Annotated in this window: 29 protein-coding genes and 3 tRNA genes; 12 read left to right on the top strand and 20 right to left on the bottom strand. The window is 66.2% G+C overall.

Going from position 1 to position 25,859, the window contains the following annotated elements:
- Nucleotides 1-89: 89 nt before the first annotated feature.
- A complete protein-coding gene (gstA, locus tag BLW48_RS18875; RefSeq protein ID WP_093176892.1) occupies nt 90-701 on the bottom strand; it encodes a glutathione transferase GstA in 612 nt (203 codons plus the stop codon).
- A gap of 112 nt (nt 702-813) precedes the next feature.
- On the opposite strand from gstA, the gene BLW48_RS18870 reads away from it, so the two are divergent.
- Entirely contained in the window at nt 814-1,755 is a 942-nt protein-coding gene (locus tag BLW48_RS18870) for a LysR family transcriptional regulator (protein WP_177142358.1), read from the top strand.
- A gap of 68 nt (nt 1,756-1,823) precedes the next feature.
- On the opposite strand, the gene BLW48_RS18865 is transcribed toward BLW48_RS18870, so the two are convergent.
- The 9 genes from BLW48_RS18865 to folC form a co-directional block, all read right to left on the bottom strand.
- Nucleotides 1,824-1,900: transfer RNA gene (locus BLW48_RS18865), tRNA-Asp, on the bottom strand.
- A gap of 70 nt (nt 1,901-1,970) precedes the next feature.
- Nucleotides 1,971-2,046 (bottom strand) — tRNA-Glu (locus BLW48_RS18860).
- 51 nt (nt 2,047-2,097) lie between these two features.
- Nucleotides 2,098-2,173: transfer RNA gene (locus BLW48_RS18855), tRNA-Ala, on the bottom strand.
- 36 nt (nt 2,174-2,209) lie between these two features.
- A complete protein-coding gene (gene gltX / locus BLW48_RS18850; protein ID WP_093051675.1) occupies nt 2,210-3,598 on the bottom strand; it encodes a glutamate--tRNA ligase in 1,389 nt (462 codons plus the stop codon).
- Between the two features lie 7 nt (nt 3,599-3,605).
- On the bottom strand, nt 3,606-4,826 hold the full coding sequence (locus tag BLW48_RS18845; RefSeq protein WP_093176888.1) for an O-succinylhomoserine sulfhydrylase: 1,221 nt from the start codon (nt 4,824-4,826) through the stop codon (nt 3,606-3,608).
- 11 nt (nt 4,827-4,837) lie between these two features.
- Nucleotides 4,838-6,340: an amidophosphoribosyltransferase gene (gene purF, locus BLW48_RS18840; RefSeq protein ID WP_093051681.1), complete on the bottom strand. Its 1,503-nt coding sequence runs from the start codon at nt 6,338-6,340 to the stop codon at nt 4,838-4,840.
- A 12-nt stretch (nt 6,341-6,352) separates the two neighbouring features.
- Nucleotides 6,353-6,838, bottom strand: a complete 486-nt coding sequence (locus BLW48_RS18835; protein ID WP_093176887.1) for a CvpA family protein — start codon at nt 6,836-6,838, stop codon at nt 6,353-6,355.
- Between the two features lie 21 nt (nt 6,839-6,859).
- Entirely contained in the window at nt 6,860-7,735 is an 876-nt protein-coding gene (locus tag BLW48_RS18830) for an SPOR domain-containing protein (protein ID WP_093051687.1), read from the bottom strand.
- A 61-nt stretch (nt 7,736-7,796) separates the two neighbouring features.
- A complete protein-coding gene (folC, locus tag BLW48_RS18825; RefSeq protein ID WP_093176885.1) occupies nt 7,797-9,104 on the bottom strand; it encodes a bifunctional tetrahydrofolate synthase/dihydrofolate synthase in 1,308 nt (435 codons plus the stop codon).
- 36 nt (nt 9,105-9,140) lie between these two features.
- On the opposite strand from folC, the gene BLW48_RS18820 reads away from it, so the two are divergent.
- From BLW48_RS18820 to argG, 4 genes are all read left to right on the top strand, one after another.
- The gene (locus tag BLW48_RS18820) at nt 9,141-9,494 is read left to right on the top strand and encodes an ArsC family reductase (protein WP_093176884.1); all 354 of its coding nucleotides are present in this window, start codon (nt 9,141-9,143) and stop codon (nt 9,492-9,494) included.
- 58 nt (nt 9,495-9,552) lie between these two features.
- Nucleotides 9,553-10,137 (top strand): glycine zipper 2TM domain-containing protein, encoded by a 585-nt coding sequence (locus tag BLW48_RS18815; protein WP_093051696.1) that lies wholly within the window; start codon nt 9,553-9,555, stop codon nt 10,135-10,137.
- A 125-nt stretch (nt 10,138-10,262) separates the two neighbouring features.
- Nucleotides 10,263-10,589, top strand: a complete 327-nt coding sequence (locus tag BLW48_RS18810) for a pyrimidine/purine nucleoside phosphorylase (protein WP_093051699.1) — start codon at nt 10,263-10,265, stop codon at nt 10,587-10,589.
- 23 nt (nt 10,590-10,612) lie between these two features.
- Nucleotides 10,613-11,953 carry an argininosuccinate synthase gene (argG, locus tag BLW48_RS18805; protein ID WP_093176882.1) on the top strand — a complete coding sequence of 447 codons (1,341 nt, stop codon included), beginning with the start codon at nt 10,613-10,615 and terminating at the stop codon, nt 11,951-11,953.
- Between the two features lie 79 nt (nt 11,954-12,032).
- On the opposite strand, the gene BLW48_RS18800 is transcribed toward argG, so the two are convergent.
- Together BLW48_RS18800 and murB are read right to left on the bottom strand one after the other, a co-directional pair.
- Nucleotides 12,033-12,875 (bottom strand): glycine-rich domain-containing protein, encoded by an 843-nt coding sequence (locus BLW48_RS18800; RefSeq protein ID WP_093051705.1) that lies wholly within the window; start codon nt 12,873-12,875, stop codon nt 12,033-12,035.
- Nucleotides 12,876-12,882: 7 nt separating this feature from the next.
- The gene (murB, locus tag BLW48_RS18795) at nt 12,883-13,935 is read right to left on the bottom strand and encodes a UDP-N-acetylmuramate dehydrogenase (protein WP_093051708.1); all 1,053 of its coding nucleotides are present in this window, start codon (nt 13,933-13,935) and stop codon (nt 12,883-12,885) included.
- A gap of 45 nt (nt 13,936-13,980) precedes the next feature.
- On the opposite strand from murB, the gene BLW48_RS18790 reads away from it, so the two are divergent.
- Complete coding sequence (locus BLW48_RS18790; protein WP_093051716.1) at nt 13,981-14,466, top strand: YajQ family cyclic di-GMP-binding protein; 486 nt, start codon at nt 13,981-13,983, stop codon at nt 14,464-14,466.
- Between the two features lie 13 nt (nt 14,467-14,479).
- The gene (locus BLW48_RS18785) at nt 14,480-15,124 is read left to right on the top strand and encodes a retropepsin-like aspartic protease family protein (RefSeq protein ID WP_093176881.1); all 645 of its coding nucleotides are present in this window, start codon (nt 14,480-14,482) and stop codon (nt 15,122-15,124) included.
- Nucleotides 15,125-15,131: 7 nt separating this feature from the next.
- Here the strand turns inward: BLW48_RS18785 and BLW48_RS18780 are convergent, their stop codons facing one another.
- Genes BLW48_RS18780 through BLW48_RS18765 form a run of 4 tightly spaced genes read right to left on the bottom strand, consistent with a single transcriptional unit; the run spans nt 15,132 to nt 17,478 of the window.
- Nucleotides 15,132-15,485 carry a RidA family protein gene (locus BLW48_RS18780; RefSeq protein ID WP_093176879.1) on the bottom strand — a complete coding sequence of 118 codons (354 nt, stop codon included), beginning with the start codon at nt 15,483-15,485 and terminating at the stop codon, nt 15,132-15,134.
- A gap of 12 nt (nt 15,486-15,497) precedes the next feature.
- Nucleotides 15,498-16,136 (bottom strand): glycerol-3-phosphate 1-O-acyltransferase PlsY, encoded by a 639-nt coding sequence (plsY, locus tag BLW48_RS18775; protein ID WP_093051725.1) that lies wholly within the window; start codon nt 16,134-16,136, stop codon nt 15,498-15,500.
- A 29-nt stretch (nt 16,137-16,165) separates the two neighbouring features.
- A complete protein-coding gene (locus tag BLW48_RS18770) occupies nt 16,166-16,975 on the bottom strand; it encodes a DUF6348 family protein (RefSeq protein WP_093176877.1) in 810 nt (269 codons plus the stop codon).
- 8 nt (nt 16,976-16,983) lie between these two features.
- A complete protein-coding gene (locus BLW48_RS18765) occupies nt 16,984-17,478 on the bottom strand; it encodes an aminoacyl-tRNA deacylase (protein ID WP_093176875.1) in 495 nt (164 codons plus the stop codon).
- Between the two features lie 92 nt (nt 17,479-17,570).
- Between BLW48_RS18765 and BLW48_RS18760 the strand changes: the two genes are divergently transcribed.
- Nucleotides 17,571-18,161: a hypothetical protein gene (locus BLW48_RS18760; protein WP_093176874.1), complete on the top strand. Its 591-nt coding sequence runs from the start codon at nt 17,571-17,573 to the stop codon at nt 18,159-18,161.
- A 1-nt stretch (nt 18,162) separates the two neighbouring features.
- On the opposite strand, the gene BLW48_RS18755 is transcribed toward BLW48_RS18760, so the two are convergent.
- Nucleotides 18,163-19,224 (bottom strand): aldo/keto reductase, encoded by a 1,062-nt coding sequence (locus BLW48_RS18755; RefSeq protein ID WP_093176872.1) that lies wholly within the window; start codon nt 19,222-19,224, stop codon nt 18,163-18,165.
- A 126-nt stretch (nt 19,225-19,350) separates the two neighbouring features.
- Between BLW48_RS18755 and BLW48_RS18750 the strand changes: the two genes are divergently transcribed.
- On the top strand, nt 19,351-20,280 hold the full coding sequence (locus BLW48_RS18750; RefSeq protein ID WP_093176870.1) for an alpha/beta fold hydrolase: 930 nt from the start codon (nt 19,351-19,353) through the stop codon (nt 20,278-20,280).
- Between the two features lie 6 nt (nt 20,281-20,286).
- Here the strand turns inward: BLW48_RS18750 and BLW48_RS18745 are convergent, their stop codons facing one another.
- Nucleotides 20,287-21,306 carry an aldo/keto reductase gene (locus tag BLW48_RS18745; protein WP_093176869.1) on the bottom strand — a complete coding sequence of 340 codons (1,020 nt, stop codon included), beginning with the start codon at nt 21,304-21,306 and terminating at the stop codon, nt 20,287-20,289.
- A gap of 136 nt (nt 21,307-21,442) precedes the next feature.
- Between BLW48_RS18745 and BLW48_RS18740 the strand changes: the two genes are divergently transcribed.
- From BLW48_RS18740 to BLW48_RS18730, 3 genes are all read left to right on the top strand, one after another.
- Complete coding sequence (locus BLW48_RS18740) at nt 21,443-22,345, top strand: LysR family transcriptional regulator (RefSeq protein ID WP_093176867.1); 903 nt, start codon at nt 21,443-21,445, stop codon at nt 22,343-22,345.
- 101 nt (nt 22,346-22,446) lie between these two features.
- Nucleotides 22,447-23,280, top strand: coding sequence for a MetQ/NlpA family ABC transporter substrate-binding protein (locus BLW48_RS18735; RefSeq protein ID WP_093176865.1), 834 nt, complete (start codon nt 22,447-22,449; stop codon nt 23,278-23,280).
- On the top strand, nt 23,277-24,632 hold the full coding sequence (locus BLW48_RS18730; protein ID WP_093176864.1) for an LLM class flavin-dependent oxidoreductase: 1,356 nt from the start codon (nt 23,277-23,279) through the stop codon (nt 24,630-24,632). The genes BLW48_RS18735 and BLW48_RS18730 overlap by 4 nt, the downstream gene beginning before the upstream one ends.
- Nucleotides 24,633-24,647: 15 nt before the next feature.
- Here BLW48_RS18730 and BLW48_RS18725 read toward each other — a convergent pair whose 3' ends face one another.
- Both BLW48_RS18725 and BLW48_RS18720 read right to left on the bottom strand, forming a co-directional pair.
- Nucleotides 24,648-24,998, bottom strand: coding sequence for a cupin domain-containing protein (locus BLW48_RS18725; protein ID WP_093176862.1), 351 nt, complete (start codon nt 24,996-24,998; stop codon nt 24,648-24,650).
- Between the two features lie 25 nt (nt 24,999-25,023).
- The gene (locus BLW48_RS18720) at nt 25,024-25,851 is read right to left on the bottom strand and encodes a MetQ/NlpA family ABC transporter substrate-binding protein (protein ID WP_093176861.1); all 828 of its coding nucleotides are present in this window, start codon (nt 25,849-25,851) and stop codon (nt 25,024-25,026) included.
- Nucleotides 25,852-25,859 lie beyond the last annotated feature (8 nt).

Genomic DNA, 25,859 nt, shown 5'->3' with positions numbered 1-25,859 from the left:
GCGCAGCACGAATACAAGCTGCAAGCGGGGCGGAGTTTATTCGACTGCGAGAGCCCGGATGTAACGCGGTCGCTTCAGGCCTTCATCGATCAGTCTTCGATGAGGCCTTCGGCCCGCATCGCAGCGCGCACGGAGGGGCGTTTTGCAACCAGTTCCATGTAGTGGCCTATCGCCGGCCATGAGGAAAAATCGAGTCCCGCATGACGGCCGAGGCGCAGGATCGGATAGAGGTACGCATCCGCGACAGTGAAGTGTTCGCCGAGGATGTACGGCCCCGGCTGCACCAGCGATGCGATGCGATCGAAGGCGCGTGTGTCCGCGATCAGGCTGTGCTTGTAGCTTGCCGGCACGTCGGGATCGAACATCGGCGCAAAGCCTTTGTGCAGTTCGGTGGCCACGAAGCTCAGGGCTTCGGCCAGGCGATAGCGGGCCATGGTGCCGGCAGCCGGCGCAAGCCGCGAGGCTGGCGCGAGATCGGCGAGGTATTGCAGCACGGCAAGGCCTTCGGTGAGCACCGCGCCGTCGTCGAATTCGAGCGCGGGCACCTTGCCCATGGGGTTGATCGGCAGATAGCTCTGTCCGGTGGCGGGCAGCGTCTTGGTCTCGAGGTCGACGCGGACCATCTCCGCGGTCAGACCAGCCTCGCGCAGCACGATATGCGGGGACAATGAAGAAGCACCGGGGCTGTAGAAGAGTTTCATGATCGGCTCCTGTTGGTGGTCAGACGGGGTTGTGTTGACGTGATCGATGTGCACGCCACGAATGGTGGCCGCGAGGGGCTTCATGAAAAAGCGGGTTGAGGGCACAAGATTGATGAGCCGGACTCACGAGTTGCCAATCTCGGAGGCCGATGCGCGCGTATTCGTGACCGTGGCCGATGCGGGCAGCTTCACCGCCGCAGCGGCACTGCACGCGATGACGCCATCGGCCGTGAGCAAGGCCATTGGCCGGCTCGAAAGCGATCTCGGCGTGCAGTTGCTGGCGCGCACGACGCGGGCCTTGCATCTGACCGAGGAAGGCATGGCGTTTCACGAGCGTTGTGCGCGGGCCTTCGACCTGCTGGCCGAAGCGGCGGAAGAAGCTGGCGCGGGCACGCGCGCGGTGGCCGGCACGGTGCGCATGGGGTTGCCGCCGCTCTTCGGAACGTTTCTCGTGGCGCCGCTGCTACCAGCACTGCTCGCGCGGCATCCGAAGCTGCGCATCGAGATCGTGTCGACCATGCGGCTGTCAGACATCTTCGACCTGGGACTGGATGTCGCGATCGCGGTGGGCGCCCTGCCCGACTCGAGCCTTGTGGCACGGCCGCTTGGATACGGTCAGTTCGTCACCGTTGCGGCACCTGCCTGTTTCAAAGAGATGTCGCGGCCATCACGGCCCGAAGAGCTTCTTGAGCATCGATGCATTGCCTACACGCGGCCAGATGGTCGCGAGGATCCGTGGAATTTCAAGACGTCGGAAGGCCCGCTGCAGATCGAGCCACGAGCCGCAGTGCGGTCGGACGACATGCACCACCTCGCGGCAATGGCGGTGGCCGGGTTGGGCATCGCGCACCTGCCGATGTTCGTTGTGGGCGAGCACCTCGCCAATGGCCGGCTCGAAAGATTGCTGCGAGACTTCGAGCCCGCGCCAAAGCTCGCATCACTGGTCTATCCCGCGAGCCGGGCGATGCCTCGGCGCGTGCGCGTCTTCATCGACTTCCTGCTGTCGAACGAGCAGCAACTCGCAGGCGTGACACGCCCCGAAGCAGCAAGATGAAGTAATTGCGTGGGGAAGCCAGAAAGTGAAAAGCCCTTGCAACTCATTGAGCTGCAAGGGCTTCTGACTGGCGGAGTGGACGGGACTCGAACCCGCGACCCCCGGCGTGACAGGCCGGTATTCTAACCAACTGAACTACCACTCCTGGTAGACAACGTTCGCTCGTTTGACGGAGCCAAGTGTTGCCACTTGTGCCTGCTTCACCGAAGTGAAACTGGCGACCCTACGGGGATTCGAACCCCGGTAGCCACCGTGAAAGGGTGGTGTCCTAGGCCTCTAGACGATAGGGTCAAAACCTTGGACGTGCTGCGATCAGCACTTCATACCTTCTCGACACTTTGATGGTGGAGGTAAACGGGATCGAACCGATGACCTCTTGCATGCCATGCAAGCGCTCTCCCAGCTGAGCTATACCCCCGTGTGGGTGTCGAGCCTCGAATTATAGCCCGATTTTTCAGGCCTTTTTCAATCGCTCGATAACTTTTTCGCGGGAAAAAATTTCGAGCACTGAATCGAGGGACGGTGTCTGCGATGTTCCCATCACAAGCACTCGTACTGGCATCGCTAACACCGGCATTTTCAATGCATGTGTCGCGAGAACTTCTTTGATGATAACTGCGATCGAGGCCTTATCCCAGGCAGCCGTCGTCAATTTTTCTGCGAGCGTTGCGATCGCTGGCTTCACTGCATCAGTGATGTGCTGCGCGCGATCGGCATCGCTCACGTTGATGTCCGCATAGAACGCCGCAGCCCAGTCGGCCAATGCCACCGTGGTGTCGCAACGGTCCTTGAACAGCGCGCAGATCGCAGGCAAACGCTCGTCGGCCGCAATGCCACGCTTTTGCAACTGTGCTGCAACAAGCGGTGCGAGTTCGTCGCCGCTCTTCGCCTTGATGTACTGCGCGTTGACCCATGCGAGCTTGGCTGCATCCCACTGCGCGGGGCTCTTCGACAGGTGCGAACCGTCGAACCAGCTCACCATCTGTTCGCGCGTGAAGAGCTCGTCGTCGCCGTGGCTCCAGCCGAGACGCGCGAGGTAGTTGAGCATCGCTTCGGGCAGGTAGCCGTTGTCTTCATAGGCCGTGACGCTCACGGCGCCGCGGCGCTTCGACAGCTTCTGCCCGTCGTCGCCGAGGATCACGGGCACATGGCCGAACTCGGGCAACGGTGCGCCGAGCGCACGGAAGATGTTGATCTGCCACGGCGTGTTGTTGATGTGCTCGTCGCCACGGAACACGTGCGTGATGTTCATGTCCCAGTCGTCGACTACCACCGCGAAGTTGTAGGTGGGCACACCATCGGGCCTCAGGATGATGAGGTCGTCGATCTCGCGATTGTTGATGGTGATCTCGCCCTTGACGAGGTCGTTCCACGTCACGTCGCCTTCGGGCGGATTGCAGAAGCGCACCACGGGCGGCACGCCTTCGGGCACGGGCGGCAGCACCTTGCCCGGCTCGGGGCGCCAGCGGCGGTCATACAGCGTCTTTTCGCCGCGTGCGCGTTGCGCCTCTCGCATCTCATCGAGCTCGGCCGGCGTGCAGTAGCAGTGGTAGGCCGTGCCGGCCGCGAGCATCTGCGCGATCACTTCGCGATACCGCTCCAGGCGCTGCATCTGGTAGATCGGGCCTTCGTCGTAATCGAGGCCCAGCCAGTGCATCGACGCGAGGATCTGGTCGGTCGAGTCCTGCGTGGAGCGGGCCACGTCGGTGTCTTCGATGCGCAGCACGAACTCGCCGCCGTGGTGGCGCGCATAGGCCCACGAGTAGAGCGCAGTGCGGGCCGTGCCCAGGTGAAGAAAGCCGGTGGGAGACGGTGCGATGCGGGTGCGAACTTTGCCGGTCATGAATCAATCAGGTTGTCAGGGTGCTCAGGCCGCGCTGCAGGTCGGCCGTGATGTCGTCGATGTACTCGAGGCCGACCGCGAGGCGGATCAGCCCCTGGCTGATGCCTGCGGCCTGGCGCTGCACTTCGGTGAGGCGCCCGTGCGAGGTCGTGCCGGGGTGCGTGATGATGGTCTTGGTGTCGCCAAGGTTGGTCGCGATGCTGACCACGCGCGTGCTGTTGATCACGTGGAAGGCATTGGCGCGCGCCGTCTCGGGGTCGTTGCCGACCACGTCGAAGGACACGACCGCCCCGCCCTTCCCCGCCTGCTGGCGCATCGCCAGTTCATGCTGCGGATGCGAAGCGAGCCCCGGGTAATAGACGCGTGCGATGCCCGGCTGCGCTTCGAGCCATTTCGCAACGGCCAGTGCGTTCGCACATTGCGCCTGCATGCGGATGCCCAGCGTTTCCATGCCCTTGAGCACGACCCACGCATTGAACGGCGACAGCGCCATGCCGGCGGTGCGCACCACGGGGCCGAATACGTCGACGATGAGCTTCGATGGCCCGCAGATCGCGCCAGCCATCACTCGGCCCTGGCCGTCGAGGTACTTGGTGCCCGAATGGATGATGAGATCGGCGCCCAGTTCAGTGGGGCGCTGCAGCGCCGGCGTGCAGAAGCAGTTGTCTACGGCCAGGAGCGCGCCCGCGCCGTGTGCCAGATCGGCGAGCGCCCGGATGTCGCACACCTCGGTCAGCGGATTCGTCGGCGTCTCGGCAAACAGCAGCTTGGTGTTGGGCTTCAGCGCCGCGCGCCATTCCGCCACGTCGGTCTGCGAGACGAAAGTGGTTTCAACGCCGAACTTGGCGAACTCCTTGCCGAACAGGTTCAGCGTGGAGCCGAACACCGAGCGCGAGCAGATCACGTGGTCGCCGGCCTTCAGCAGGCCCATGCACATCATGAGGATCGCGCCCATTCCCGTCGAAGCGCCAATTGCCGCCTCGGTGCCTTCGAGCGCCGCAAGGCGCTGCTCGAAGCTCGCCACCGTCGGGTTGGACGTGCGCGAATAGGTGAAGCCCGCTTCGGTGCCTGCAAAGCGGCGCGCCGAGGTTTCGGCATCAGGCTGCACGAAGCCGCTCGTCAGGAACAGCGCCTCGGAGTGCTCGCCGTGCTGGCTCGGCGCCAGCCCGGTGCGCAGCGCGAGCGTGTCGCGATGCAGTCCGGGCGGCAGGGTTCGTTCGTCGGTCACTTCTTGGGCTCTTATTCGCTGTGGTTGGGGAGCGCGAGACGCGAAGAATCTTCTTCGGTCTCTTCGACGCGGGGACGGTTGCCGTTCATGCGCGAGATGGCGTCGGTGTCGATGTCGCCGGTCACGTACACACCGTCGAAGCACGAGGCGTCGAAGCCGTCGAGCTTGGGGTTGAGCGAGCCAATGGCGCGCTTCATGGCGTCGACGTCCTGGTAGATCAGCGCGTCGCAGCCGATCAGTTCGCGGATTTCTTCAATGGTGCGGTCGTGCGCCACCAGTTCGTCCTTGGTCGGCATGTCGATACCGTAGACGTTGGGGTAGCGCACCGGCGGCGCGGCGCTGGCCAGGTAGACCTTGCGGGCGCCGGCGTCGCGCGCCATCTGCACGATTTCGCGGCTGGTGGTGCCGCGCACGATCGAGTCGTCGACCAACAGCACGTTGCGGCCCTTGAACTCGCTGGCGATCACGTTGAGCTTCTGGCGCACCGACTTCTTGCGCACGCCCTGCCCCGGCATGATGAAAGTGCGGCCGACGTAGCGGTTCTTCACGAAGCCTTCGCGGTACGGCACGCCCAGCAGGTGCGCGAGCTGTGTGGCGCTCGGCCGGCTCGATTCGGGAATCGGGATGATCACATCGATCTGGTTCGGCGGCACGGTCGACACCACGCGCTTGGCCAGCGTTTCGCCGAGGTTCAGACGCGCCTGGTAGACCGAGATGCCGTCGAGCACCGAGTCCGGACGCGCGAGGTACACGAATTCGAAGATGCAGGGGTTCAGCGTCGGCGCTTCGGCGCACTGCATCGAATGCACGTTGCCTTCGAGGTCGATGAACACAGCCTCGCCCGGGTTGATGTTGCGTTCGAACACATGGCCCGAGCCTTCCAGCGCGACCGATTCGCTCGCCACCATCACTGTGCCGTCAGCGCTGCGGCCCATGCACAGCGGGCGAATGCCGTAAGGGTCGCGGAAAGCGAGCAGGCCGTGGCCGGCAATCAGCGACACCACGGCGTACGAGCCGCGCAGGCGCTTGTGCATGTTCTTGACCGCGGCGAACACTTCGGCCGGGTGCAGCGGCACGCCGCGCGAAGAGCGCTCGAGTTCGTGCGCCAGCACGTTGAGCAGCACTTCGGAGTCGCTCTCGGTGTTGGTGTGGCGGTGGTCCGTGGAGAACAGCTCCGAACGCAGCGCATGCGCGTTGGTCAGGTTGCCGTTGTGCACGAGCACGATGCCGAACGGCGCGTTCACGTAGAAGGGCTGGGCCTCTTCCTCGCTGTACGCATTGCCGGCGGTCGGGTAGCGCACCTGGCCCAGGCCCACATTGCCCGGCAGCGCACGCATGTTGCGCGTGCGGAACACGTCGCGGACCATGCCCTTGGCCTTGTGCATGAAGAACTTGCGTTCGAGCAAGGTCACGATGCCAGCGGCATCCTGGCCGCGATGCTGCAAGAGCAGCAGCGCGTCATAGAGCAGCTGATTGACGGGTGCGCTGCTGACAACGCCGACGATTCCACACATGAACGATTCCTCTCAGGGCAGGTAGCTTGCCAACTTTTCAGGCAGCGAGGGTTTGAGGCCCTGCAATGCCGCATCGAGAACAATGGCGCTGCGCGACTCGTGCCACCAGGCACTGTCGCTCAACACCAGCAAATGAACAACGACGGCCAGCACGAGCAGGGCCACCGCACCCCGCGCCGCTCCGAACGCTGCTCCCAAAATCCGGTCCACCGGCCGCAGACCCACGACCGTGATCAACTTGCGCGTGAGCGCGGCCACCAGGCCCACGCTGAACACCACCGCCACGAACACCAGCACGAAGGCCAGCGGATAGCGCCACGCCCCCTGCGGATCGCCGAACGGCAGCCATGCCGCCACACCGGAAGCCAGCCACTGGGCTGCAATGAAGGCTGCCACCCAGCCGATCAGCGAAATCACTTCGAACACCAGCCCGCGCATCAGGCCGAACAGCATCGACACCCCGATGAGCGCGACGGCAATCCAGTCGAGCAAGGCCACGGCAACAGCTGGCGACGGCTCTTACAACGTGAGGATCGCGGCCGACAAAGACAAGCCCTTGACCTTCTCCGCCGCGCGGTCGGCCTCGGCACGTGAACTGAAGGGGCCGACACGCACACGCGTGCGTTCGCCGTCGGCAGTCTTCGCCACGTGCACATAGGTCTTGAGTCCGGCTTTTTCGAGCTTCTGGCGCACTTCGCGCGCCTTGTCGGCATCGGCGAAGGCACCCACCTGCACCACGAAGCGGCCACCTTCATCGGAAGCGGCGGGCTTAGCAGCAGTGGTGACGGGCTTGCCTTCGAGCAGCGCACGGGCTCGGGCGCCGTCGTCCGAGGCGGCCGACTTGGGCTTCGCTTCGGGCTTGGGGTCCGGCTTGGCTTCGGGCTTCGGCTTGGGCTCTGGTTTGGGTTCCGGCTTGTGTTCGGGCTTCGGCTCCGGTTTGGGCTCGGGCTTGGGCTTCGGTTCAGGCTTGGGCTCGGCGGCCGCGACGGGCGGCGTGCTGGGCACGGGCTTGCCGGAGTCGATCACCGTGCCGTCGGCGGTCTCGGTGATCATGCCGCCGGACGAGGGCGATGCCGAGGCCACGCGCGAGCTGCTGTTGTCGGGTGCAACCGGCGCGGTGCTCGTGGCGGGTGCCGGCGTGGCGGGCACGGGCAGCGGCTTGACCTTGTTGCGGTCGGGAATCTCGATGGGAATGTCGACCGACACGGGGCGCGGCTGCGTATCGAACAGCAGCGGGAAACCGATCACGCCGAGCAGCACCAGCACCGCTGCGCCGAGGAGCCGGTGGCGCGCACGCCGACGCATGGTTTCGACACTTTCCGCGGGGACAGCGGCCGGGGCGCTGCGTCCTTCGTTGCCTTGTGGGCCGCGCGTGCGGAACTTGAAAAACGCCATGAAGTTCGATCCCTGAAGGAGTGCAGCGAGGTGGTGCCAGATGGTATGGACAGCCCGACGATCAGCCGCCTGGCAGCAGGTGTTTGGCTTGCAGCCGGGGGGTGCCGTTTTCGAGCACGCCACCCACGGTGAAGAACGATCCGAAGACCACGATTCTATCAGCGGGCCCCGCCTGCTCGATGGCTGCGCGCAACGCGTCCATCGGGCCCGCGTACACGCTGCCCGAGGCATCGGTGCGCGTGTTCTGCGCCTGCCAGCTGGCCAGCAGGTCGGCCGCCTTGGCCGCGCGCGGGGTGGGCAGGTCGGTGAAGTACCAGCGGTCGATCAGCGGCCCGATGCGCGCGAGGATCGGTGCGAGATCCTTGTCGGCCATCACGCCGAACACGCCATGCGTGGTGGGGTAGAAGCCCATCGCATCGAGGTTCTCGGCCAGCGCGGCCACGGCATGGGCGTTGTGCGCCACGTCGAGCACCAGCGCCGGTTCGCCCGGCACGATCTGGAAGCGGCCCGGCAACTCGACCATCGCGAGCCCGTTGCGCACGGCTTGCGCCGTGATCGGCAGTTGCGGGCGCAGCGCTTCGAGCGCCGCAAGCACGCCGGCCGCATTGATGAGCTGGTTGGCCCCGCGCAACGCCGGATAGGCCAGCCCGCTGTAGCGCCGCCCACGGCCCGACCAGCCCCACTGCTGCTTGTCGCCCGACACGTTGAAGTCGGTTCCGAAGCGCCAGAGGTCGGCGCCGATGGCGTTGGCATGGTCGATCACGCTCTGCGGCGGCATCGGGTCGCTCACGATGGCGGGCTTGCCCGGGCGCAGGATGCCGGCCTTCTCGAAGCCGATGCTTTCGCGGTCGGGTCCGAGGTATTCCATGTGGTCGAGGTCGATGCTGGTGATGACCGCGCAGTCGGTGTCGATGATGTTGACCGCGTCGAGCCGCCCGCCCAGGCCGACTTCGAGGATCGCCACGTCGGGCTTTTCCTCGATCATGCAATGCAGGATGCCGAGCGTGGTGAACTCGAAGTAGGTCAAGGGCATGTCGCCGCGCGCCTTCTCCACCACTTCGAAGCTTGCTATCAGTTTGGAAGCATCGACAGCTTCGCCCTTGAGCCGCAGCCGCTCTTCGAAGCGCACCAGGTGCGGCGAGGTGAATACCGCCGTGCGGTAGCCCGCGTGCGTGAGGATCGATTCGAGCATGGCGCAGGTCGAGCCCTTGCCGTTGGTGCCCGCCACCGTGATGACGGGGCAGCCGAAGCGCAGGCCGAGGCGCTGCGCCATTTCTTTGGCGCGCTCGAGCCCGAGTTCGATGTTCTTGGGATGGAGTTGCTCGGCGCGCGCGAGCCAGTCGTTAAGGGTTTCCATGGAGGCCGGCATTGTCGCCGACCCGCCGCTCGGGGCATCATCGCGGCCATGACAACCCTATACGGCATCCCGAACTGCGACACCGTCAAGCGCGCCCGCACCTGGCTCGATGAACATGGCGTGGCCTACACCTTCCACGACTTCAAGAAACAGGGCGTGCCCGAAGCCGAGCTCGACCAGTGGCTGAAGAAGCCCGGCTGGGAGGCCCTGGTCAACCGCAAGGGCACCACCTGGCGCAAGCTGGACGACGCCACCCGAGAAGGCGTGGTCGACGCCGGTTCGGCCCGCGCCGTGCTGCTGGCCAACCCCAGCCTGATCAAGCGGCCGGTGGTCAACTGGGGCCCGAAAAAGCCCGTTACGACAGGGTTCGACGCCGAATCCTGGGCTGTCAACGCCGTGTAAACCCCGGAACCCGACCTACAGCCCGGCGTCAAACCGCGATCTGCAGGAGAGACACACCATGAACAAACTCGTTTTTCGCACCCTCGCCGGCATTTCCGTGGCCGGCACGCTGGCCGCGGGCACCGGCGTCGTGCACGCCCAGCAGAACCAGGTGGTCCAGGCCCGGGTGATTTCCGCCACCCCGATCCGCGAAACGACCGGCAGCGACGTGAACTACAACGTCACCTACGAGTACAACGGACGCCAGTACACCACCCGCATGAACAGCCAGCCCGGCGCGACCATTCCGATCCAGGCCAGCGGCTACGGCGTGACGACCTCGCCGGTGGCGCCGCAGTCGCAGGTGCAGACCTATCCGGTCGAGGCCAACAACGGCGGCTACGCCCCGCAGTCCGGAGGCTCTCCCTGGGACAACGTGGTGCCCGAACCGGGCGTAGTGGTCTCCAACGCCCCCGCCCCGGTCTACCAGCCGGCGCCGGTATATGCCGATCCGGTCTACGTGCAGCCGGCCTATGCGTACCCCTATGCCTATCCTTACGTCTACCCGCCGGTCGGCATCTCGCTGAACCTCGGCTATTCGCGCGGTTGGGGCGGCGGCTACCGTGGCGGCTGGGGTGGCGGATACCGCGGCTGGCACCGCTGAGCCACCAGCCGGCGGCCCATGCCGCCCGAGCCCCTAAAATCGAGGACTTTTCCAACCCTTGACGGGTGCGCCGCTGGTGCGGTGCGTCCTCGATTTGCCGACCGCCCAGGCGCCGGCGCCACCCAATGACGACGACTACCGACACTCTGAACAGCGCCGCAGTGGCCACCAAGGCCAATGTGTACTTCGACGGCAAATGCGTGAGCCACAGCCTCACGCTCGCAGACGGCACGAAGAAATCGGTCGGCGTGATCCTGCCGTCCACCCTCACCTTCAACACCGGCGCCCCCGAGATCATGGAAGGCACCGCCGGCAGCTGCGAATACCTGCTGTCGGGCACCAGCGAATGGGTGGCCTCGGGCCCCGGGCAGAAGTTCAGCGTGCCGGGCAACTCCACTTTCCAGATCCGCGTGAGCGGCGAGCCCTACAGCTACATCTGCCACTTCGGCTGAACCGCGAACCCGGGAAACCTGACATGTCGACCATCCTCCAAAACGTTCCCGCCGGCCAGAAAGTCGGCATTGCCTTCTCGGGCGGCCTGGACACCAGCGCGGCGCTCCACTGGATGCGCAACAAGGGCGCGATCCCCTACGCCTACACCGCCAACCTCGGCCAGCCCGACGAGCCCGACTACGACGAGATCCCGCGCAAGGCGATGCTCTACGGCGCCGAAAATGCCCGCCTGATCGACTGCCGCGTGCAGCTGGCCAACGAAGGCATCGCCGCCCTGCAGGCCGGCGCCTTCCACGTGACCACCGCCGGCGTCACCTACTTCAACACTACGCCGCTGGGCCGCGCCGTCACCGGCACGATGCTGGTGTCGGCCATGAAGGAAGACGACGTCCACATCTGGGGCGACGGCAGCACCTACAAGGGCAACGACATCGAGCGCTTCTACCGCTACGGCCTGCTGACCAACCCCAACCTCAAGATCTACAAGCCCTGGCTCGACCAGGTCTTCATCGACGAGCTGGGCGGCCGCGCCGAAATGTCGGCGTTCATGCAGAAGGCCGGCTTCGCCTACAAGATGTCGGCCGAAAAGGCCTACTCGACCGACTCGAACATGCTCGGCGCCACGCACGAGGCCAAAGACCTCGAGCACCTGAACAGCGGCATCCAGATCGTGCAGCCCATCATGGGCGTGGCCTTCTGGAAGGACGAAGTCGAAGTCAAGCGCGAACCCGTCTCGGTGCGCTTCGAAGAAGGCGTGCCCGTTGCGCTGAACGGCGTTCGCTACGCCAACCTGGTCGACCTAATCCTCGAAGCCAACCGCATCGGCGGCCGCCACGGCCTGGGCATGAGCGACCAGATCGAAAACCGCATCATCGAGGCCAAGAGCCGCGGCATCTACGAGGCACCCGGCCTCGCGCTGCTGTTCATCGCCTACGAGCGCCTCGTGACCGGTATCCACAACGAAGACACCATCGAGCAGTACCGCGACAACGGCCGCCGCCTCGGCCGCCTGCTGTACCAGGGCCGCTGGTTCGACCCGCAGGCCATCATGCTGCGCGAAACGGCGCAGCGCTGGGTGGCGCGCGCCATTACCGGCGAAGTGACGGTCGAACTGCGCCGCGGCAACGACTACTCGATCCTGAACACCGAATCGGCCAACCTGACGTACAAGCCCGAGCGCCTGAGCATGGAAAAGGTCGAGGGCGCGTTCACGCCGCTGGACCGCATCGGCCAACTCACGATGCGCAACCTCGACATCGTCGACACGCGCGAGAAGCTCGCGATCTACACCCGGGTCGGCCTGCTGTCGTCGGGCGAAGGCGCTTCGCTGCCGAAGCTGGCCAACGACGGCGACGCAAGCTGATCGCCGCTCTCTGCCTCCCGCGAGGCAGAAACGACAACGGGCCCCTCGGGGCCCGTTTTTCATTGGTGCGCTGCGAAGCTCAGTCCCCGCCGCCTCCGCCGCAGCCTCCTCCACACCCGCCACCGCCGTCGGACGAGCCGCCCCCATCGCCGGAGCCGCCGTCACCGCCACTGCTCGACGACTCGCTGCCGCCGAACCCACCGGCATCACCCGCGCTTCCACCATCCGACGAAGACGATTCCCCGAAGCTGGTGCCGCATTGGGCGTCCGAGCCGATGTACCGCTCGACCGCCCGGCAGTCGGGCACGTAGTGAAAGCCGCCGTCGATCGCGAACTTGACGTCCAGCGCGAACAGCAGCGGCAGGCGCGCCGGCTTGCGCGGATCGATGCTTTCTTCCTTGCAGGCCCAGTACCAGGTGCGGCGCAGGCCGTCGTTGCGCCGGGCATCCTTGCCCAGCACCTCGGCCGGGCTGTGGTGCAGCATGCCGCCGAAGGCCGCCTTGCACCAGTTCTGGTAGCCCTGCGTGTGCAGGATGAACTCGTGCCAGGCCGTGTCGACCACCTTCGAAGGCATCGCCACGAACTTGCGCTCGCTGCGCAGGTGCGCCATGAAGAACTGGCGCAGGCCGCGCAGCACCAGCTCGGCGTCGCGCCGGCTGAGCTGCGGATGCGCCTCGCACAGCTTGCCGACAAGGAATGGCGGCAGCCGCGCTTCGCGGATGAACTGGCGCCGCAAGCTGGTTTCGAGGAACTTGAGCACCGCCGAGAACAGCAGCGCCACCACAATCACGGCCACCACCGAACCCCAGCGGCGCGAGCCCAGGAACAACGCAAGCAGCGCAATGAGCGGCACCGCCCGCCGGGCCCATAGCAGCGCGCCGATGCGGCGGCGGAAATTCAGGTGCAGGAAGTCGAGATCCATGCTGCCGTCAGACCACCACCGGCTCCGGCTCCAGCCGGATACCGAAACGCTCGTACACGCTGGTCTGGATGGCCTTGGCCAGGGTCATCACCTCGCCGCCCGTCACCGGGTTCTCGCGGCCGCCGCGGTTGACCAGCACCAGCGCCTGCCGCTCGTACACGCCAGCGTTGCCCACCGACTTGCCCTTCCAGCCGCAAGCATCGATGAGCCAGCCGGCTGCCAGCTTGATGCTGCCGTCGTCCATCGGGTAGTGAACGATCTTGGGGTCGCGCGCGATGATGTCCGCGCATTGCTCGGGCGTGACGGTCGGGTTCTTGAAGAAGCTGCCGGCGTTGCCCAGCACGCGCCAGTCGGGCAGCTTGGCGCGGCGAATCGCGCAGATCCAGTCGAAGACGTCTTGAGCGCTCGGCGTGAAGTTGCCGGTTTCCTCCATCTTTCGTTCGAGATCGAGGTAGCCGACCACGGCCTTCCACGGCTTGGGCAGGCGAAATCGCACGCGAGTGATCACCGCCCTGCCCGCCAGGCCGAAGTCGTTCGGGCCGCTGCGCACGTGCTTGAAGACCGAGTCGCGGTAGCCGAAGGCGCATTGGGCGGCGTCGAGCGTGAAGCTGCGGCCGGTTTCCAGGTCGAAGGCGTCGAGCGAATCGAAGCGGTCTTGCAGCTCGACTCCGTAGGCGCCGATGTTCTGCACCGGAGAGCCGCCCACCGTGCCCGGAATGAGAGCCAGGTTTTCAAGCCCCGGGTAGCCGTTGCGCACCATCCACTCGACGGCGTCGTGCCAGATCTCGCCGGCACCGGCCTCGACGATCCAGGCGCGCGGCGTTTCTTCCACCAGCCGCAGGCCCTTGATCTCGATCTTCAGCACCAGCGGCTTGACGTCGCCCGTGAGCACGATGTTGCTGCCGCCGCCCAGCACGAACCGGGGCGCGTCGCGCCATGCCGGATCGGCGCGCAGCGCGACCAGGTCGGACTCGCCCGCAATGCGCGCCAGATGCTGCGCACGCGCGACGATGCCGAAGCTGTTGTAGGGCTGCAGCGGGACGTTGGACTCCACGATCATGGGAGAATTGTCGCATCCAGCACCAGTGAATTCAGGAGAGAGTCCATGCCGTCCTTCGATACCGTCTGCGAGCCCAACCTGCCCGAGGTGAAGAACGCGGTCGAGAACACCGCCAAGGAAATCGGAACGCGCTTCGATTTCAAGGGCACGGCCGCCGCCGTCGAGCTCAAGGACAAGGAGATCACCATGATCGGCGACGCCGAGTTCCAGCTCGTGCAGGTGGAAGACATCCTGCGCAGCAAGCTCACCAAGCGCAGCGTCGATGTACGCTTCCTCGACAAGGGCGACGTCCAGAAGATGGGTGGCGACAAGGTCAAGCAGGTCATCAAGGTCAAGAGCGGCATCGAAAGCGAGCAGGCCAAGAAAATCACCCGCATCGTCAAGGACAGCAAGCTCAAGGTGCAGGCAGCCATCCAGGGCGACGCGGTGCGCATCACCGGCGCCAAGCGCGACGATCTGCAAGCCGCCATGGCACTCATCAAGAAGGACGTGCCGGACATGCCGCTCACGTTCAATAACTTCCGCGACTGAGCGGGCTCCCTTCATGAAAGCCCTCGTCGTCGCAGCGCAGCTGCTGGCTGTCGCTGCCGTGGCGCATGCCGCCGGCTCGGTCACCCTGACCGGCAGCATCGGCAGCCGCGCGATCCTGATCGTGAACGGCAACCCGCCCAAGACGGTGGCGGTCGGCGAGAGCTACCAGGGCGTGAAACTGCTCTCGCTGCAGGCCGAACAGGCCGTGGTCGAACTCGACGGCAAGCGCGTCAGCCTGCGCATGGACACGCCGGTCAGCATCGGCGGCGGTGGCAGCTCAGGCGGGGGCGGAAACCGTGTCGTGCTGTCGGCCGACAGCCGCGGGCATTTCATGACGCAAGGCGCCATCAACGGCCGGCCGGTCACGTTCATGCTCGACACGGGTGCGACGTCCATCGCGCTCTCGGCCGACGACGCCCAGCGCATCGGGCTCGACTACAGCAAGGGCCAGCGCGTCATGATGAACACCGCCAACGGCACGACTTCGGGCTACAAGCTGCGGCTGCAGTCGGTGCGCGTGGGCGACGTCGAGGTCTACGACATCGACGCCATCGTCTCGCCGCAGGCCATGCCCTTCGTGCTGCTGGGCAACAGCTTCATCAATCGCTTCTCGATGCGGCGCGACGCGGACCAGATGGTCCTCGAAAAACGCTATTGATTGAGCGTCAGGCCTGCGCGGCCGTCACCACGATCTCGATCTTGTAGGCCGCATTGGCCATCTTGGCCTGCACGGTGGCGCGCGGCGGCGTGTTGCCGGCCGGAATCCAGGCGTCCCACACCTCGTTCATCGCCGTGATGTCGGTGATGTCCGCCAGGAAGATCTGCGTCATGAGAATGCGCGACTTGTCGCTGCTGGCCTCGGCCAGCAGGCGATCGACCATGCCCAGCACCTGCGTGGTCTGGCCGCGGATGTCCTGCGAGGTGTCGTCAGGCACCTGGCCCGCGAGGTAGATGGTGCCGTTGTGCACGGCCGTCTCCGAGAGACGGGGGCCGACGTGGAAGCGGGTGATGGAGGCCATGGTGTTCTTTCTTCAGTCCTGTTTCTTCTTGGAGCCGAGCTTCGACTCCGTGCCGGCCGCGAGCCGGCGGATGTTTTCGCGGTGCCGCCAGATCAGCAGCAGGCTCATGACGATGAGCGCGATCAGCACTGTGCGGTCGAGCGGCCACGCGATGCCGCCGCCGATCAGATAGTAGGCCGGTGCGAAGAAGGCCGCCACCAGCGACGACAGCGACGAGTAGCGGAAGAAGACGGCGATGATCAGCCAGGTGGCGCCAGTGGCCAGCCCCAGCCAGGGCGCGACGCCCACTAGCACGCCTGCCGCCGTAGCCACGCCCTTGCCGCCCTGGAAGCCGAAGAACACCGGATACAGGTGGCCAAGAAACGCTGCCAGGCCGGCCAGGGCGGCAACGCCCTCCCCCAGCCCCCACTGCGCGCCGAACCGGTGAATCAGGAACACCGGCACCCAGCCCTTGATAGCGTCGAGCAGCAGCGTGGCCAGCGCCGCACCTTTATTACCCGAGCGCAGCACATTGGTGGCGCCGGGATTCTTGCTGCCGTAGCTGCGCGGATCGGCCATGCCGAGCGCCTTGCTTACGATGACCGCGAAGGACAGCGAGCCGATCAGGTACGACGCCACGATGGCGATGAGGGAAGGCAAGTTGAAACTCAAGACGGCACTCCGCGGGGATGGTTGTTGTTCTATTCGGCGACGAGCGCCTGGGGCGGCGATTGGATCACAACATACTGCTTGCGAAACTCGAAGCCGCGGTCGGGCCACTGTGTCACATAGGCGCGCAGGGCCTCGGCGCCGGCGGGCCAGTCCTCGCCGTTGACGCGGCAGTCGGCCTGCACTTCGCCCTCGGCGTCGCGCGCGGCGTAAAGCCGCAAGCCGTAAACGCCGTCCGATTCGATCTGCGGCTTGAAGGCGTCCCAGGTATTGGTGAACAGGCAGCAGGGGCAGAACGGGTGCTCTTCCTCAACCTCGGCCGCCGGCAGCGCCGCCCGGTGCGCCACGGGGCCGAACAGCACGCGCCGCTGCCGCCCCTCCTTCCAGCTCATGTCCATCGACGTGCAGTGGACGAGTTCACCGCCCAGCGCATCCTGGAACACAACCAGATCGACCTGCGCCCACAGGTCGAACCCGCGGGTCAGGGCCTGCTCGGTGGTTTCGCCGCCCGAATGCTGGTACTCGAAGACGCCCTGCGGCAAGAGTCCGGCATGGGCCACCTCGATGGTGCTGGAGGTGCGCACGCTGCCGTCCTCGGCGCGCGAGTAGCTCAGGATCTGCGGCAGCAGCCAGAGTCCGTCGGACAGCGTGACCCAGCCATCGCGTGCGAGCGCGGCGGCCTGGCCGCGCGCCAGCAGTGCGTCGCGCAGCAACGCCGACAGGTCGAGCGATTCGGTCCATTGGCGCTCGTCGTTGCGAAAGGCAAGTGCGAACGCCGTGCCCTGGCCCGGGTTGCCAGCGGCTCGCAGGGGAAAGAAGTCGGAAGACGAGGATGTCGCCATGGCGCCGGCTATTCTGCCAGCGCACACTGCACGGGCTTCGCGCCCAGCAACCCCACGCACACCCGCGGATCGATGCCGATCAGGTAGCCGCGGCGCCCGCCGTTGAGCACGATCCTCGGCAGTTCGAGGATGGTCGATTCCACATACACCGGCATCTCGCGCCGCGTGCCGAACGGCGAAGTACCGCCCACCATGTACCCGCTGTGCCGCTGCGCCACCTCGGGCTTGCAGGGCTCGACCGACTTGGCGCCGATCTGCCGCGCGAGGTTCTTGGTCGACACCGTGCGGTTGCCGTGCATCAGCACGATCAGCGGCTTGGCGTCCTGGTCCTGCATGACCAGCGTCTTGATGACGGTGAACGGGTCGAGCCCGAGCATCTCGGCGCCGCGCTGCGCACCGCCGTGCTCGACGTACTCATAGGGGTGCTCGGTGAAGGTGATCTTGTGCGCGCGCAGCAACTGGGTGGCGGGCGTCTCGGAGGTGTGAGTGCTTTTCTTGGCCATCTCGGTGGCAACTGCGGGTTCAGGATCGCTTCAGAAAACCTGGTGTTCCACGGCAAAAAATCTGCCGTACTACATTGAATTCCGTTCCAGCCATGCAGCATACGCCAGCCCCGGTGGCCACGGCTTCGTTCTACCTCGGGCTGGTGCTGGCCGTGGTGGCGATGCACGCGGCGGTGCTCTGGCTGCTGCTGGTCGCCACGCAGCCGCACGGCCGCGAGACCGCCCCGGTGAAGCGAATGGTCATGGAGGTGGTGCAGGTCGAAGCCCCAGTGAAGGCCGTGCCTCCCGCACCGCGGGAAGCGGCGCCGCAAACCACGACTGCGACCACACGCGCGACAACCACGCGCATGCCCCGAACTGCTCGCGGCAAGGCGATCACCGTCCCCGCTACGCCAGCCACACAGCCGCCGCAAGCCACGACAACCCCCGCGCCGCTGATCCTTCATTCGGAAAGCACCCGCCGCGCCCTGCGCGACATCGGCCGCGAGCGCTCATTCGCGGAACGCGCCGGCCAGAACCTCAACGGCACCCCGCGCTCAGCCTTTGATTCCAGGTTGAGCGCAGGCGTCGCAAGCGCTGCACACGGCGACTGCATGAAGGGCCAGTTCAAAGGCGGCAACATGGGCCTGCTGAGCCTGCCAGCCCTCGCCCTGGCCGCCGCCCAGGGCGAATGTGGCCGTTGAATTACGCAGCAGGGTCGCGAATCTCCCAGCGGATCTTGTCGATCTCCGCCAGGATTTCCGCCGACAGCGTGGTGCCGTACACGTCCAGGTCTTCTTCCAGCTGCGCCACCGAGGTCACGCCGATGATCGTGCTCGCCACCTGCCACTTCGTGTAGCAGAAGGCCAGCGCCAGCTGCGTCGGCGTCAGGCCGTTGTCGCGGGCCAGCTGGTTGTAGCGCTTGGCCGCGCGCAACGAATCGGGACGTCCCCAACGCTGCTTGCGCACCGATTCGTAGCTCGAAATCCGCGCGCCCTTGGGCGCATCCGGCCCTTCGATACCGCTCTGGTCGTACTTGCCCGTCAGCAGGCCGAAGGCCAGCGGCGAATACGCCAGCAGCGACACGCCCAGCCGGTGCATCGTCTCGTCCAGCGCGTTCTCGTGGCCGCGGCTGATGAGGCTGTACACGTTCTGCACCGTCGCCACGCGCGGCAGCCCGTGCTGCTCGGCCAGCCGAACGAATTCGTGCACGCCGTACGGCGTTTCGTTCGACAGGCCGATGGCGCGCACCTTGCCCGCCTTCACCAGCTTGCCCAGCGCCTCGAGCTGCTCGAGGATCGGCGTCTTCGAGGTTTCCTTCGCCGGGTCGTAATACATGTTGCCGAACAGCGGCACGTGACGCTCCGGCCAGTGGATCTGGTAGAGGTCGATGACGTCCGTGCGCAGCCGCTTCAGGCTGGCGTTGCACGAGGCTTCGATGTCGGCCGCCGTCATGCCGCTGCCTTCGCGCACCCAGGGCATGCCGCGCGACGGGCCGGCCACCTTGGTCGCGACCACCAGCTTCTCGCGCGCACCGGGGTTGGCGGCGAACCAGTTGCCGATGATGGTCTCGGTGACGCTGTAGGTTTCCTTGCGCGTGGGCACCGAGTACATCTCGGCGGTGTCGATGAAGTCGACGCCGCGCTCGAGCGAGCGGCTCAGGATGGCGTGGGAGGTGGGCTCGTCGACCTGTTCGCCGAAGGTCATCGTGCCAAGGCAGATCGGGGTGACGTGCAGGTCGCTTTGACCGAGTTGGATCTTTTTCATGCGCGGGATGCTACCGCCCCGCCCCACAGCCTGCTGGCCGCCCCATCAAAACCCGAGCGTTCCGCCCCCGCCCGCTGTCCTGTGCCGGACTGCGTCAGCACAAAGGCCTCTTTATCATCGACGCCCATGTACCAAGCCCTCCGCCCCTCCCGCAGCGAATTCGTGCCCGTGCGCAACCTCAGCTACCACGTGCGCCTCTGGGGCCAGCCCTCCGACGAGCGCCCGCCGCTCGTGCTGGTGCATGGCTGGATGGACGTGGCCGCATCGTGGCAGTTCGTGGTCGATGCGATGGAGGAAGACCGCTTCATCATCGCCCCCGACTGGCGCGGCTTCGGCCTGACCGACGGCGGCGGCGTCGACAACTACTGGCTCGCCGACTACCTGGCAGACCTCGAGTGGCTGCTCGACCATTACGCAGGCGAAGACGACAGTGCCCGGCAGGTCGACCTCGTCGGCCACAGCATGGGCGGCAACGTCGTAATGCACTACGCCGGCGTGCGGCCCCAGCGCATCCGCCGCTTGGTCAATCTCGAAGGCTTCGGCATGCCCGCGCGCAAGCCCGATGAAGCGCCCGCGCGCTACGGCCAGTGGATCGACGAGCTCAAGCGCCTGCATCGCGGCGAGATGGCGCTGGCCGGCTATTCGGCCGTGGACGGCGTGGCGCGCCGCCTCATGAAGACCAACCCCCGCCTCACGCCCGACAAGGCCAACTGGCTGGCCAGCCACTGGTCGGTGAACCACGCGCAGCCCGACGGCAGCGAACGCTGGCAGATCCTCGGCGAGGCGGCGCACAAGATCGTCAACGCACACATCTTCCGCGTCGACGAAACGCTGGCGCTCTACGCGCGCATCACCGCTCCGTTGCTGATGGTCGAGGCATCCGACGACAGCCTGAAAGACTGGTGGAAGAACCGCTACACGCTCGACGAATTCCACGAACGCCTGAGGTCGGTTGCCAACAGCCGCATCGAGCGCCTCGAAGACGCCGGTCACATGCTGCACCACGACCAGCCGCAGCGCGTGGCGCGGATGATCGAGGAGTTCCTCGCGAACTGAGCCGCCTCAGGCGCGGCGCGATTCGCTGTCGAGGCTCGCCATCTGCGCCGCCGCATAGCGGTCGCCGGCCGCGGCACCCTTCGGCACCGCGCGCTCGATGGCCGCGAAGTCGTCGACCGCAAGCTTCACGTTCAGCGCGCCCAGCGCTTCTTCCAGCCGCGTGCGCTGCCGCGCGCCGATCAGCGGCACGATGTCGTCGCCCTGCGCCGCCACCCATGCAATGGCAATCTGCGCGACGGTGACGCCCCTGGCCTCGGCAATCTTGCGCAGCGCATCGACCAGCGCGAGGTTGCGGTCCACGTTCTCACCCTGGAAGCGCGGGCTGTGCGCCCGGAAATCCTTCTCGCCCGCCGCATCCTTCTTCCAGTGCCCGCTGATCAGGCCGCGCGAGAGCACGCCGTACGCGGTGATGCCGATGCCCAGCTCGCGGCAGGTCGCAAGGATGTCGTCCTCGATGCCGCGCGAGATCAGCGAATACTCGATCTGCAGGTCGCAGATCGGGTGCACGGCCGCCGCCTTGCGGATGGTCTGCGAGCCGACTTCCGACAGGCCGATGTGGCGCACGTAGCCCGCCTTCACCAGGTCGGCGATGGCGCCGATGGTGTCCTCGATGGGCACGTTCGGGTCGAGCCGCGCCGGGCGATAGATGTCGATGTGGTCCACGCCCAGGCGCTGCAGCGAGTAGGTGGCGAAATTCTTCACCGCCGCGGGCCGCGCGTCGTAGCCGACCCAGCCGCCGGCCGGGTCGCGCATGGCGCCGAACTTCACGCTGACCAGTGCGGCGTCGCGCTGCGAGCCTTTGAGACCCTTCAGCGCTTCGCCGATCAGCATTTCGTTGTGGCCGCTGCCGTAGAAGTCGCCGGTGTCTAGCAGCGTGATGCCCGCGTCCATCGCGGCATGGATGGTGGCGATGCTTTCTGCGCGATCCGAAGGGCCGTACATGCCCGACATGCCCATGCAGCCGAGACCGAAGGCGGAGACCTTGGGGCCGTTCATGGCCTCGGTGCCGAGTTGAAGTGTGTTCATTGCAGTGTCCTTTCTGACTTTTTGACTGTGGCCGGTCGCGATTGCGAACGCCATGGCGCTAGTCTGGAAGGAATCGGCCCGTTCGATAATCCGTCCGGCAGCGCACGGGTTGTGCAGAAAAACGCACAATCCCGCCATGACCGATCCCGATCTTTCCGATCTCGGCGCCTTCGTTGCCGTGACCCGGGCGCGCGGCTTTCGCGGCGCCGCCACGCTGCGCGGCGTATCGCCCTCCTCGCTCAGCGAGGCCATGCGGCGGCTCGAAGCGCAGCTTGGCGTGCGCCTGCTGAACCGCACGACGCGCAGCGTCACACCCACCGAAGCCGGCCAGCGGCTGCTGGACCGCATCTCGCCCGCGCTCGACGACATCGCGGGCGCGCTCGACACGCTCAACAGCTTTCGCGACAGCCCCACCGGCACGCTGCGGCTGAACGTGCCGACAATCGTGACGCAGCGCGTGCTGCCGCCGCTGGCCAGCCGCTTCCTGGCGGAGCACCCGGGCATCACGCTGGAGATCACGACCAACGACACCTTCATCGACGTACTCGCCGCGGGCTTCGACGCCGGCATCCGCTACGACGAGAGCATTGCGCGCGACATGATCGCCGTGCCTCTGGGCCCTCGCACGCAGCGCTTCGTGGCCGCGGCGTCGCCTGCCTACCTGGCGAAGCACGGAACGCCCAGGCACCCGGCCGACCTGCTGCAGCACGCCTGCATCGCCCACCGTTTCCCGAGCGGCGTGCTCGCCACCTGGGGCTTCGTGCGCAAGGGCAAGGCCGTCAAGATCACGCCGGCAGGGCCGCTGATCGCGTCGATGCTCGACCTCGAACTGCACGCCGCCGAGTCGGGCCTGGGCCTGATCTACACCTTCGACGAATACCTGCGGCCCTCCATCGACCGCGGCACGCTGGTGCCCGTGCTCGAAGACTGGTGGCAGAGTTTTTCGGGGCCGTTCCTGTACTACCCGAGCCGTACGCACATGCCTGCGCCGCTGCGCGCGTTCGTCGACTTCCTGAAGAACGAAGGCCAGCCCGCCTGATATTTGCCGAGCGGATATAGAAGCGCACGAATCTTCGTTCGCGCCGCAGGCACCGCGACCTAGAGTGCGCAGCTCCCTCTTGCCTCCCGGAGTTGCCTGTCATGCGCTTTTCTTCGCGCGCGCCCTCGCTGGCGCGCTGGTCCGCCCCACTGCTCGGCGGCCTTGCCCTGAGCCTGCTTCTTCAGGTTTCCGCCCACGCCGCCGACCTGCGCGTGGGCTTCATGCCCGGCCCGTACCGCGATGCCTTCACGAACGGCATCGAGCCCCAGCTGAAGAAGCTCGGCTACACCGTCAAGTACGTCGAGTTCAGCCAGGGCGTGCAGCCCAACGACGCAGTCGAGCGCGGGCAGATCGACGCCAACATCTTCCAGCACACGCTGTACCTCAACGCCACCAACAAGCAGCAGGGCTTCGACCTCGTGCCGGTGGTGCATGTGCCGACGCCGCCGATGGGCCTGTACTCGCAGCGCCACAAGTCGCTCGACACGGTGCCCGACGGCGCCACGGTCACGCTGCCTTCGGACCCGGTGAACGCGGCGCGCGCGCTCAACATCCTCGCGGCCGTCGGCTGGGTCACGCTCAAGCCGGGCGTGAGTCCGCTGGCCGTGTCGGAGCGCGACATCGCCAGCAACCCGAAGCGCCTGAAGCTCGTGCCGCTCGAAGCCGCGCAGGCCCCGCGCTCGCTGGCCGATGCCGACATCGCGGCCGTGCAGGGCAACTTCGCGGTGGCCTCGGGCCTGAAGCTCACCGATGCGCTCAAGCTCGAGAACATGACGCTGCCCTACGTGAACGTGGTGGCCGTCAAGCGCAGCAACGAGCAGGCCCAGTTCGCAAAAGACATTGCGGCGGCCTACCAGTCGGCCGAGTTCCAGCGCTTCTTCAGGGCCAACCCGACATGGGCCGGCTACCGGCTGCCCGACTACTTCTCCCAATGAGCCTTTCGACCAGCCCCAAGCCCCGGCAACTGCACCTCAACGTCAACATCCTGCATTCGGGCTTCGTGCCCTCGGCATGGCGCCTGCCGGAGAGCGATCCGCGGGCCTTTGCCGACATCCGGCACTACATCCGCACGGCGCAGATCGCCGAGGCGGCCAAGCTCGATGCGGTGTTTCTCGCGGACAACGCGGCCATCGTCGACCAGATCAACTTCCGCCCGATCACCGCACTGGAACCCACGGTGCTGCTGGCCTGCGTGGCCGCGGCCACCACGCACATCGGCCTGATCGCCACTGCCTCGACGAGCTACAACGAGCCCTACAACATCGCCCGCCGCTTCGCCACGCTCGACCATGTGAGCGGCGGCCGCGCGGGCTGGAACGTGGTGACCACGGCCGACCTGCCCTCAGCACGCAACTTCGGCCTCGACGCCACGCCCGACCATGCGAAGCGCTACGCACGCGCCTCGGAGTTCACCGACATCGTGAAGGCGCTGTGGGACAGCTGGGAGGACGACGCCTTCATCGGCGACAAGGCCACTGGCAGTTTCATCGACACGGCCAAAGTGCACGCCATTGCGCATCGCGGCGAGCACTTCGCGGTGCAGGGGCCGCTGAACCTGCCGCGTCCGCCGCAAGGGCACCCGGTGCTGGTGCAGGCCGGAGCATCTGCCGACGGGCGCGAGCTGGCGTCGCGCCATGCGGAGGCGGTGTTCTCGGCCTCTCAGTCGTTCGAGGAATCGCTGGCCTACGCGCGCGCGCTGAAGACACGCGCCGCCGAACTGGGCCGCGGCCCCAACGCAGTGAAGGTGCTCGCGGGCCTGACCACCATCGTCGGCAGTACCGAGGCCGAAGCCCGCCGCCGGCGCGACGAGCTGGTCGACCTGATTCCGTGGGACTACAGCCTGACGCGCATCGCCGGAACGCTGGGCATTGCGCCCGACCGCCTGAAGCTTGACGAGCGCCTGCCTGAAGACCTTCCGTTGCCAGGCAATGGCAACGGCAACCACACCTTCTTCAATGCAGTGGTCGCGGCGGGCCGCACGCACGGCTACACGGTGCGGCAGTTGATTCGCGAACTGGCGGGCGGCGGTGGACACCGCGTGATCGTGGGCACGCCGGAGCAGATCGCGGACGACATCGAGCGCTGGTTCAGGGCCGGTGCGGCCGATGGGTTCAACCTGATGCCCGATGCGCTGCCGCATGGGCTGCAGGATTTTGTCGACGGCGTGGTGCCGATCCTGCAGAAGCGCGGGATCTTTCGCACCGAGTACGAAGGCCGCACGCTGCGCGACCATCTGGGGCTGGCGCGGCCCGCTGGTCGAGCGGCGCAACAGCGGCTGGCGGCCTGAGACCGGCCGCGCCCTTCACTCTTCGTCGGCGTCGTTACCCGTAAGGGACAGCACTTCTTCGACGAAAGCTTCGAACAGCGGCAGCGCGGCAGGCAAGCCGTCGAGCGACTCAGCCTCGCCTGCATCGAAGAAATGCGGCTTGCCAGCCGGCATGGCAGCCCACTCGCCAGCTTCCAGCAGCAGCCCCAGGTAGCCGTCGGCAGTCGGCACGTAGAACAGCCCCGCGCTGTCGAGCACGCGCTGCCCCTTCTTCTTGCCACGCCCCCAACTCACGCCCTGCCCGGCCAGGTGTTCGGTGATCCAGCCGTCGCACACATGCGTGTCGCGCCAGCTTCCCTGAGCATCGAATACGGCCAGAACGGGCATGGGAGTCCTTTTCTTGCGGGAAGAGTTATTGCAGGAAGCTGGGCTTGGCGTAGCCCTGGAACTTGCTGTCGACCACTGCCTTGAACTCCTTCGAGCGGTAGGCATCGGCGATGTCCTTGGCCCACTGGGTGTTCTTGTCGGCGGTCTTCACGGCGACCACATTCAGGTAGTAGTCGGGCGTTTTCTCGAGCACCACGGCCTCGGTGAGCTTCAGGCCCGACGAGATCGCGAAGTTGCCGTTGACGATGGCGTACTCGGTGTCGCCCAGCGAGCGCGGCAGTTGCGCAGCTTCGAGCGGAATGAACTTCAGCTTCTTCGGGTTCTCGGCCACGTCCTTTTCGGACGCGCGCAGCGGATCGATGCCGGTCTTGATGGTGATCAGCTTGTTCTGCTCCAGCAGCACCAGCGCGCGGGCCAGGTTGCTCGGATCGTTCGGCAGCGTCACGCGGTCGCCTTCCTTCACGTCGGCCAGCGTCTTGCGCTTGGTCGAGTACACGCCCATGGGCGCGATCGGGCCTTGCACCAGTTCGGCGAGGTCGAGCTTCTGGTCGGCCGCGAACTTCTTCAGATAGACCTGATGCTGGAAGAAATTGGCGTCGAGCGAGCCCTGGGCCAGCGCCAGGTTGGGCTGCACGTAGTCGTTGAACTCGACCAGCTTCACCTTGTAGCCCTTCTTTTCGAGGATGGGCACGATGCCGGCCTTGAGCTGGTCGGCGTTGGAGCCGGCGGTGCCGCCGATCACGAGGTTCTTCTTGGCGGGGTCTTGCGCGTGGGCCTGCAGCGAGAGGCCGCCGAGGGAGACGGCAGCCAGGGACAGGGCGAGAACGGAACGGCGCAGGAATGCGGTTTTCATGAGATAGG

The sequence above is a fragment of the Variovorax sp. YR266 genome, assembly GCF_900107295.1.
GTDB lineage: Bacteria > Pseudomonadota > Gammaproteobacteria > Burkholderiales > Burkholderiaceae_C > Variovorax.
The sequence above is the reverse complement of the archived record's forward strand: the minus strand, read 5'-3'. Positions and strand labels throughout refer to the sequence as shown.

Bases quoted from the DNA above. Each gene is read 5' to 3' on its own strand.
- murB (WP_093051708.1), bottom strand. From the start codon at position 13,935: ATGATCGTGGAGTCCAACGTCCCGCTGCAGCCCTACAACAGCTTCGGC.
- BLW48_RS18815 (WP_093051696.1), top strand. From the start codon at position 9,553: ATGAACAAACTCGTTTTTCGCACCCTCGCCGGCATTTCCGTGGCCGGC.
- BLW48_RS18770 (WP_093176877.1), bottom strand. From the start codon at position 16,975: ATGGCGACATCCTCGTCTTCCGACTTCTTTCCCCTGCGAGCCGCTGGC.
- BLW48_RS18870 (WP_177142358.1), top strand. From the start codon at position 814: ATGAGCCGGACTCACGAGTTGCCAATCTCGGAGGCCGATGCGCGCGTA.
- BLW48_RS18820 (WP_093176884.1), top strand. From the start codon at position 9,141: ATGACAACCCTATACGGCATCCCGAACTGCGACACCGTCAAGCGCGCC.
- BLW48_RS18790 (WP_093051716.1), top strand. From the start codon at position 13,981: ATGCCGTCCTTCGATACCGTCTGCGAGCCCAACCTGCCCGAGGTGAAG.
- gltX (WP_093051675.1), bottom strand. From the start codon at position 3,598: ATGACCGGCAAAGTTCGCACCCGCATCGCACCGTCTCCCACCGGCTTT.
- BLW48_RS18765 (WP_093176875.1), bottom strand. From the start codon at position 17,478: ATGGCCAAGAAAAGCACTCACACCTCCGAGACGCCCGCCACCCAGTTG.
- BLW48_RS18780 (WP_093176879.1), bottom strand. From the start codon at position 15,485: ATGGCCTCCATCACCCGCTTCCACGTCGGCCCCCGTCTCTCGGAGACG.
- BLW48_RS18730 (WP_093176864.1), top strand. From the start codon at position 23,277: ATGAGCCTTTCGACCAGCCCCAAGCCCCGGCAACTGCACCTCAACGTC.
- BLW48_RS18725 (WP_093176862.1), bottom strand. From the start codon at position 24,998: ATGCCCGTTCTGGCCGTATTCGATGCTCAGGGAAGCTGGCGCGACACG.
- BLW48_RS18810 (WP_093051699.1), top strand. From the start codon at position 10,263: ATGACGACGACTACCGACACTCTGAACAGCGCCGCAGTGGCCACCAAG.
- BLW48_RS18830 (WP_093051687.1), bottom strand. From the start codon at position 7,735: ATGGCGTTTTTCAAGTTCCGCACGCGCGGCCCACAAGGCAACGAAGGA.
- BLW48_RS18745 (WP_093176869.1), bottom strand. From the start codon at position 21,306: ATGAACACACTTCAACTCGGCACCGAGGCCATGAACGGCCCCAAGGTC.
- folC (WP_093176885.1), bottom strand. From the start codon at position 9,104: ATGCCGGCCTCCATGGAAACCCTTAACGACTGGCTCGCGCGCGCCGAG.
- BLW48_RS18740 (WP_093176867.1), top strand. From the start codon at position 21,443: ATGACCGATCCCGATCTTTCCGATCTCGGCGCCTTCGTTGCCGTGACC.
- BLW48_RS18800 (WP_093051705.1), bottom strand. From the start codon at position 12,875: ATGGATCTCGACTTCCTGCACCTGAATTTCCGCCGCCGCATCGGCGCG.
- BLW48_RS18735 (WP_093176865.1), top strand. From the start codon at position 22,447: ATGCGCTTTTCTTCGCGCGCGCCCTCGCTGGCGCGCTGGTCCGCCCCA.
- gstA (WP_093176892.1), bottom strand. From the start codon at position 701: ATGAAACTCTTCTACAGCCCCGGTGCTTCTTCATTGTCCCCGCATATC.
- BLW48_RS18750 (WP_093176870.1), top strand. From the start codon at position 19,351: ATGTACCAAGCCCTCCGCCCCTCCCGCAGCGAATTCGTGCCCGTGCGC.
- BLW48_RS18720 (WP_093176861.1), bottom strand. From the start codon at position 25,851: ATGAAAACCGCATTCCTGCGCCGTTCCGTTCTCGCCCTGTCCCTGGCT.
- purF (WP_093051681.1), bottom strand. From the start codon at position 6,340: ATGTGTGGAATCGTCGGCGTTGTCAGCAGCGCACCCGTCAATCAGCTG.
- BLW48_RS18760 (WP_093176874.1), top strand. From the start codon at position 17,571: ATGCAGCATACGCCAGCCCCGGTGGCCACGGCTTCGTTCTACCTCGGG.
- BLW48_RS18755 (WP_093176872.1), bottom strand. From the start codon at position 19,224: ATGAAAAAGATCCAACTCGGTCAAAGCGACCTGCACGTCACCCCGATC.
- argG (WP_093176882.1), top strand. From the start codon at position 10,613: ATGTCGACCATCCTCCAAAACGTTCCCGCCGGCCAGAAAGTCGGCATT.
- BLW48_RS18785 (WP_093176881.1), top strand. From the start codon at position 14,480: ATGAAAGCCCTCGTCGTCGCAGCGCAGCTGCTGGCTGTCGCTGCCGTG.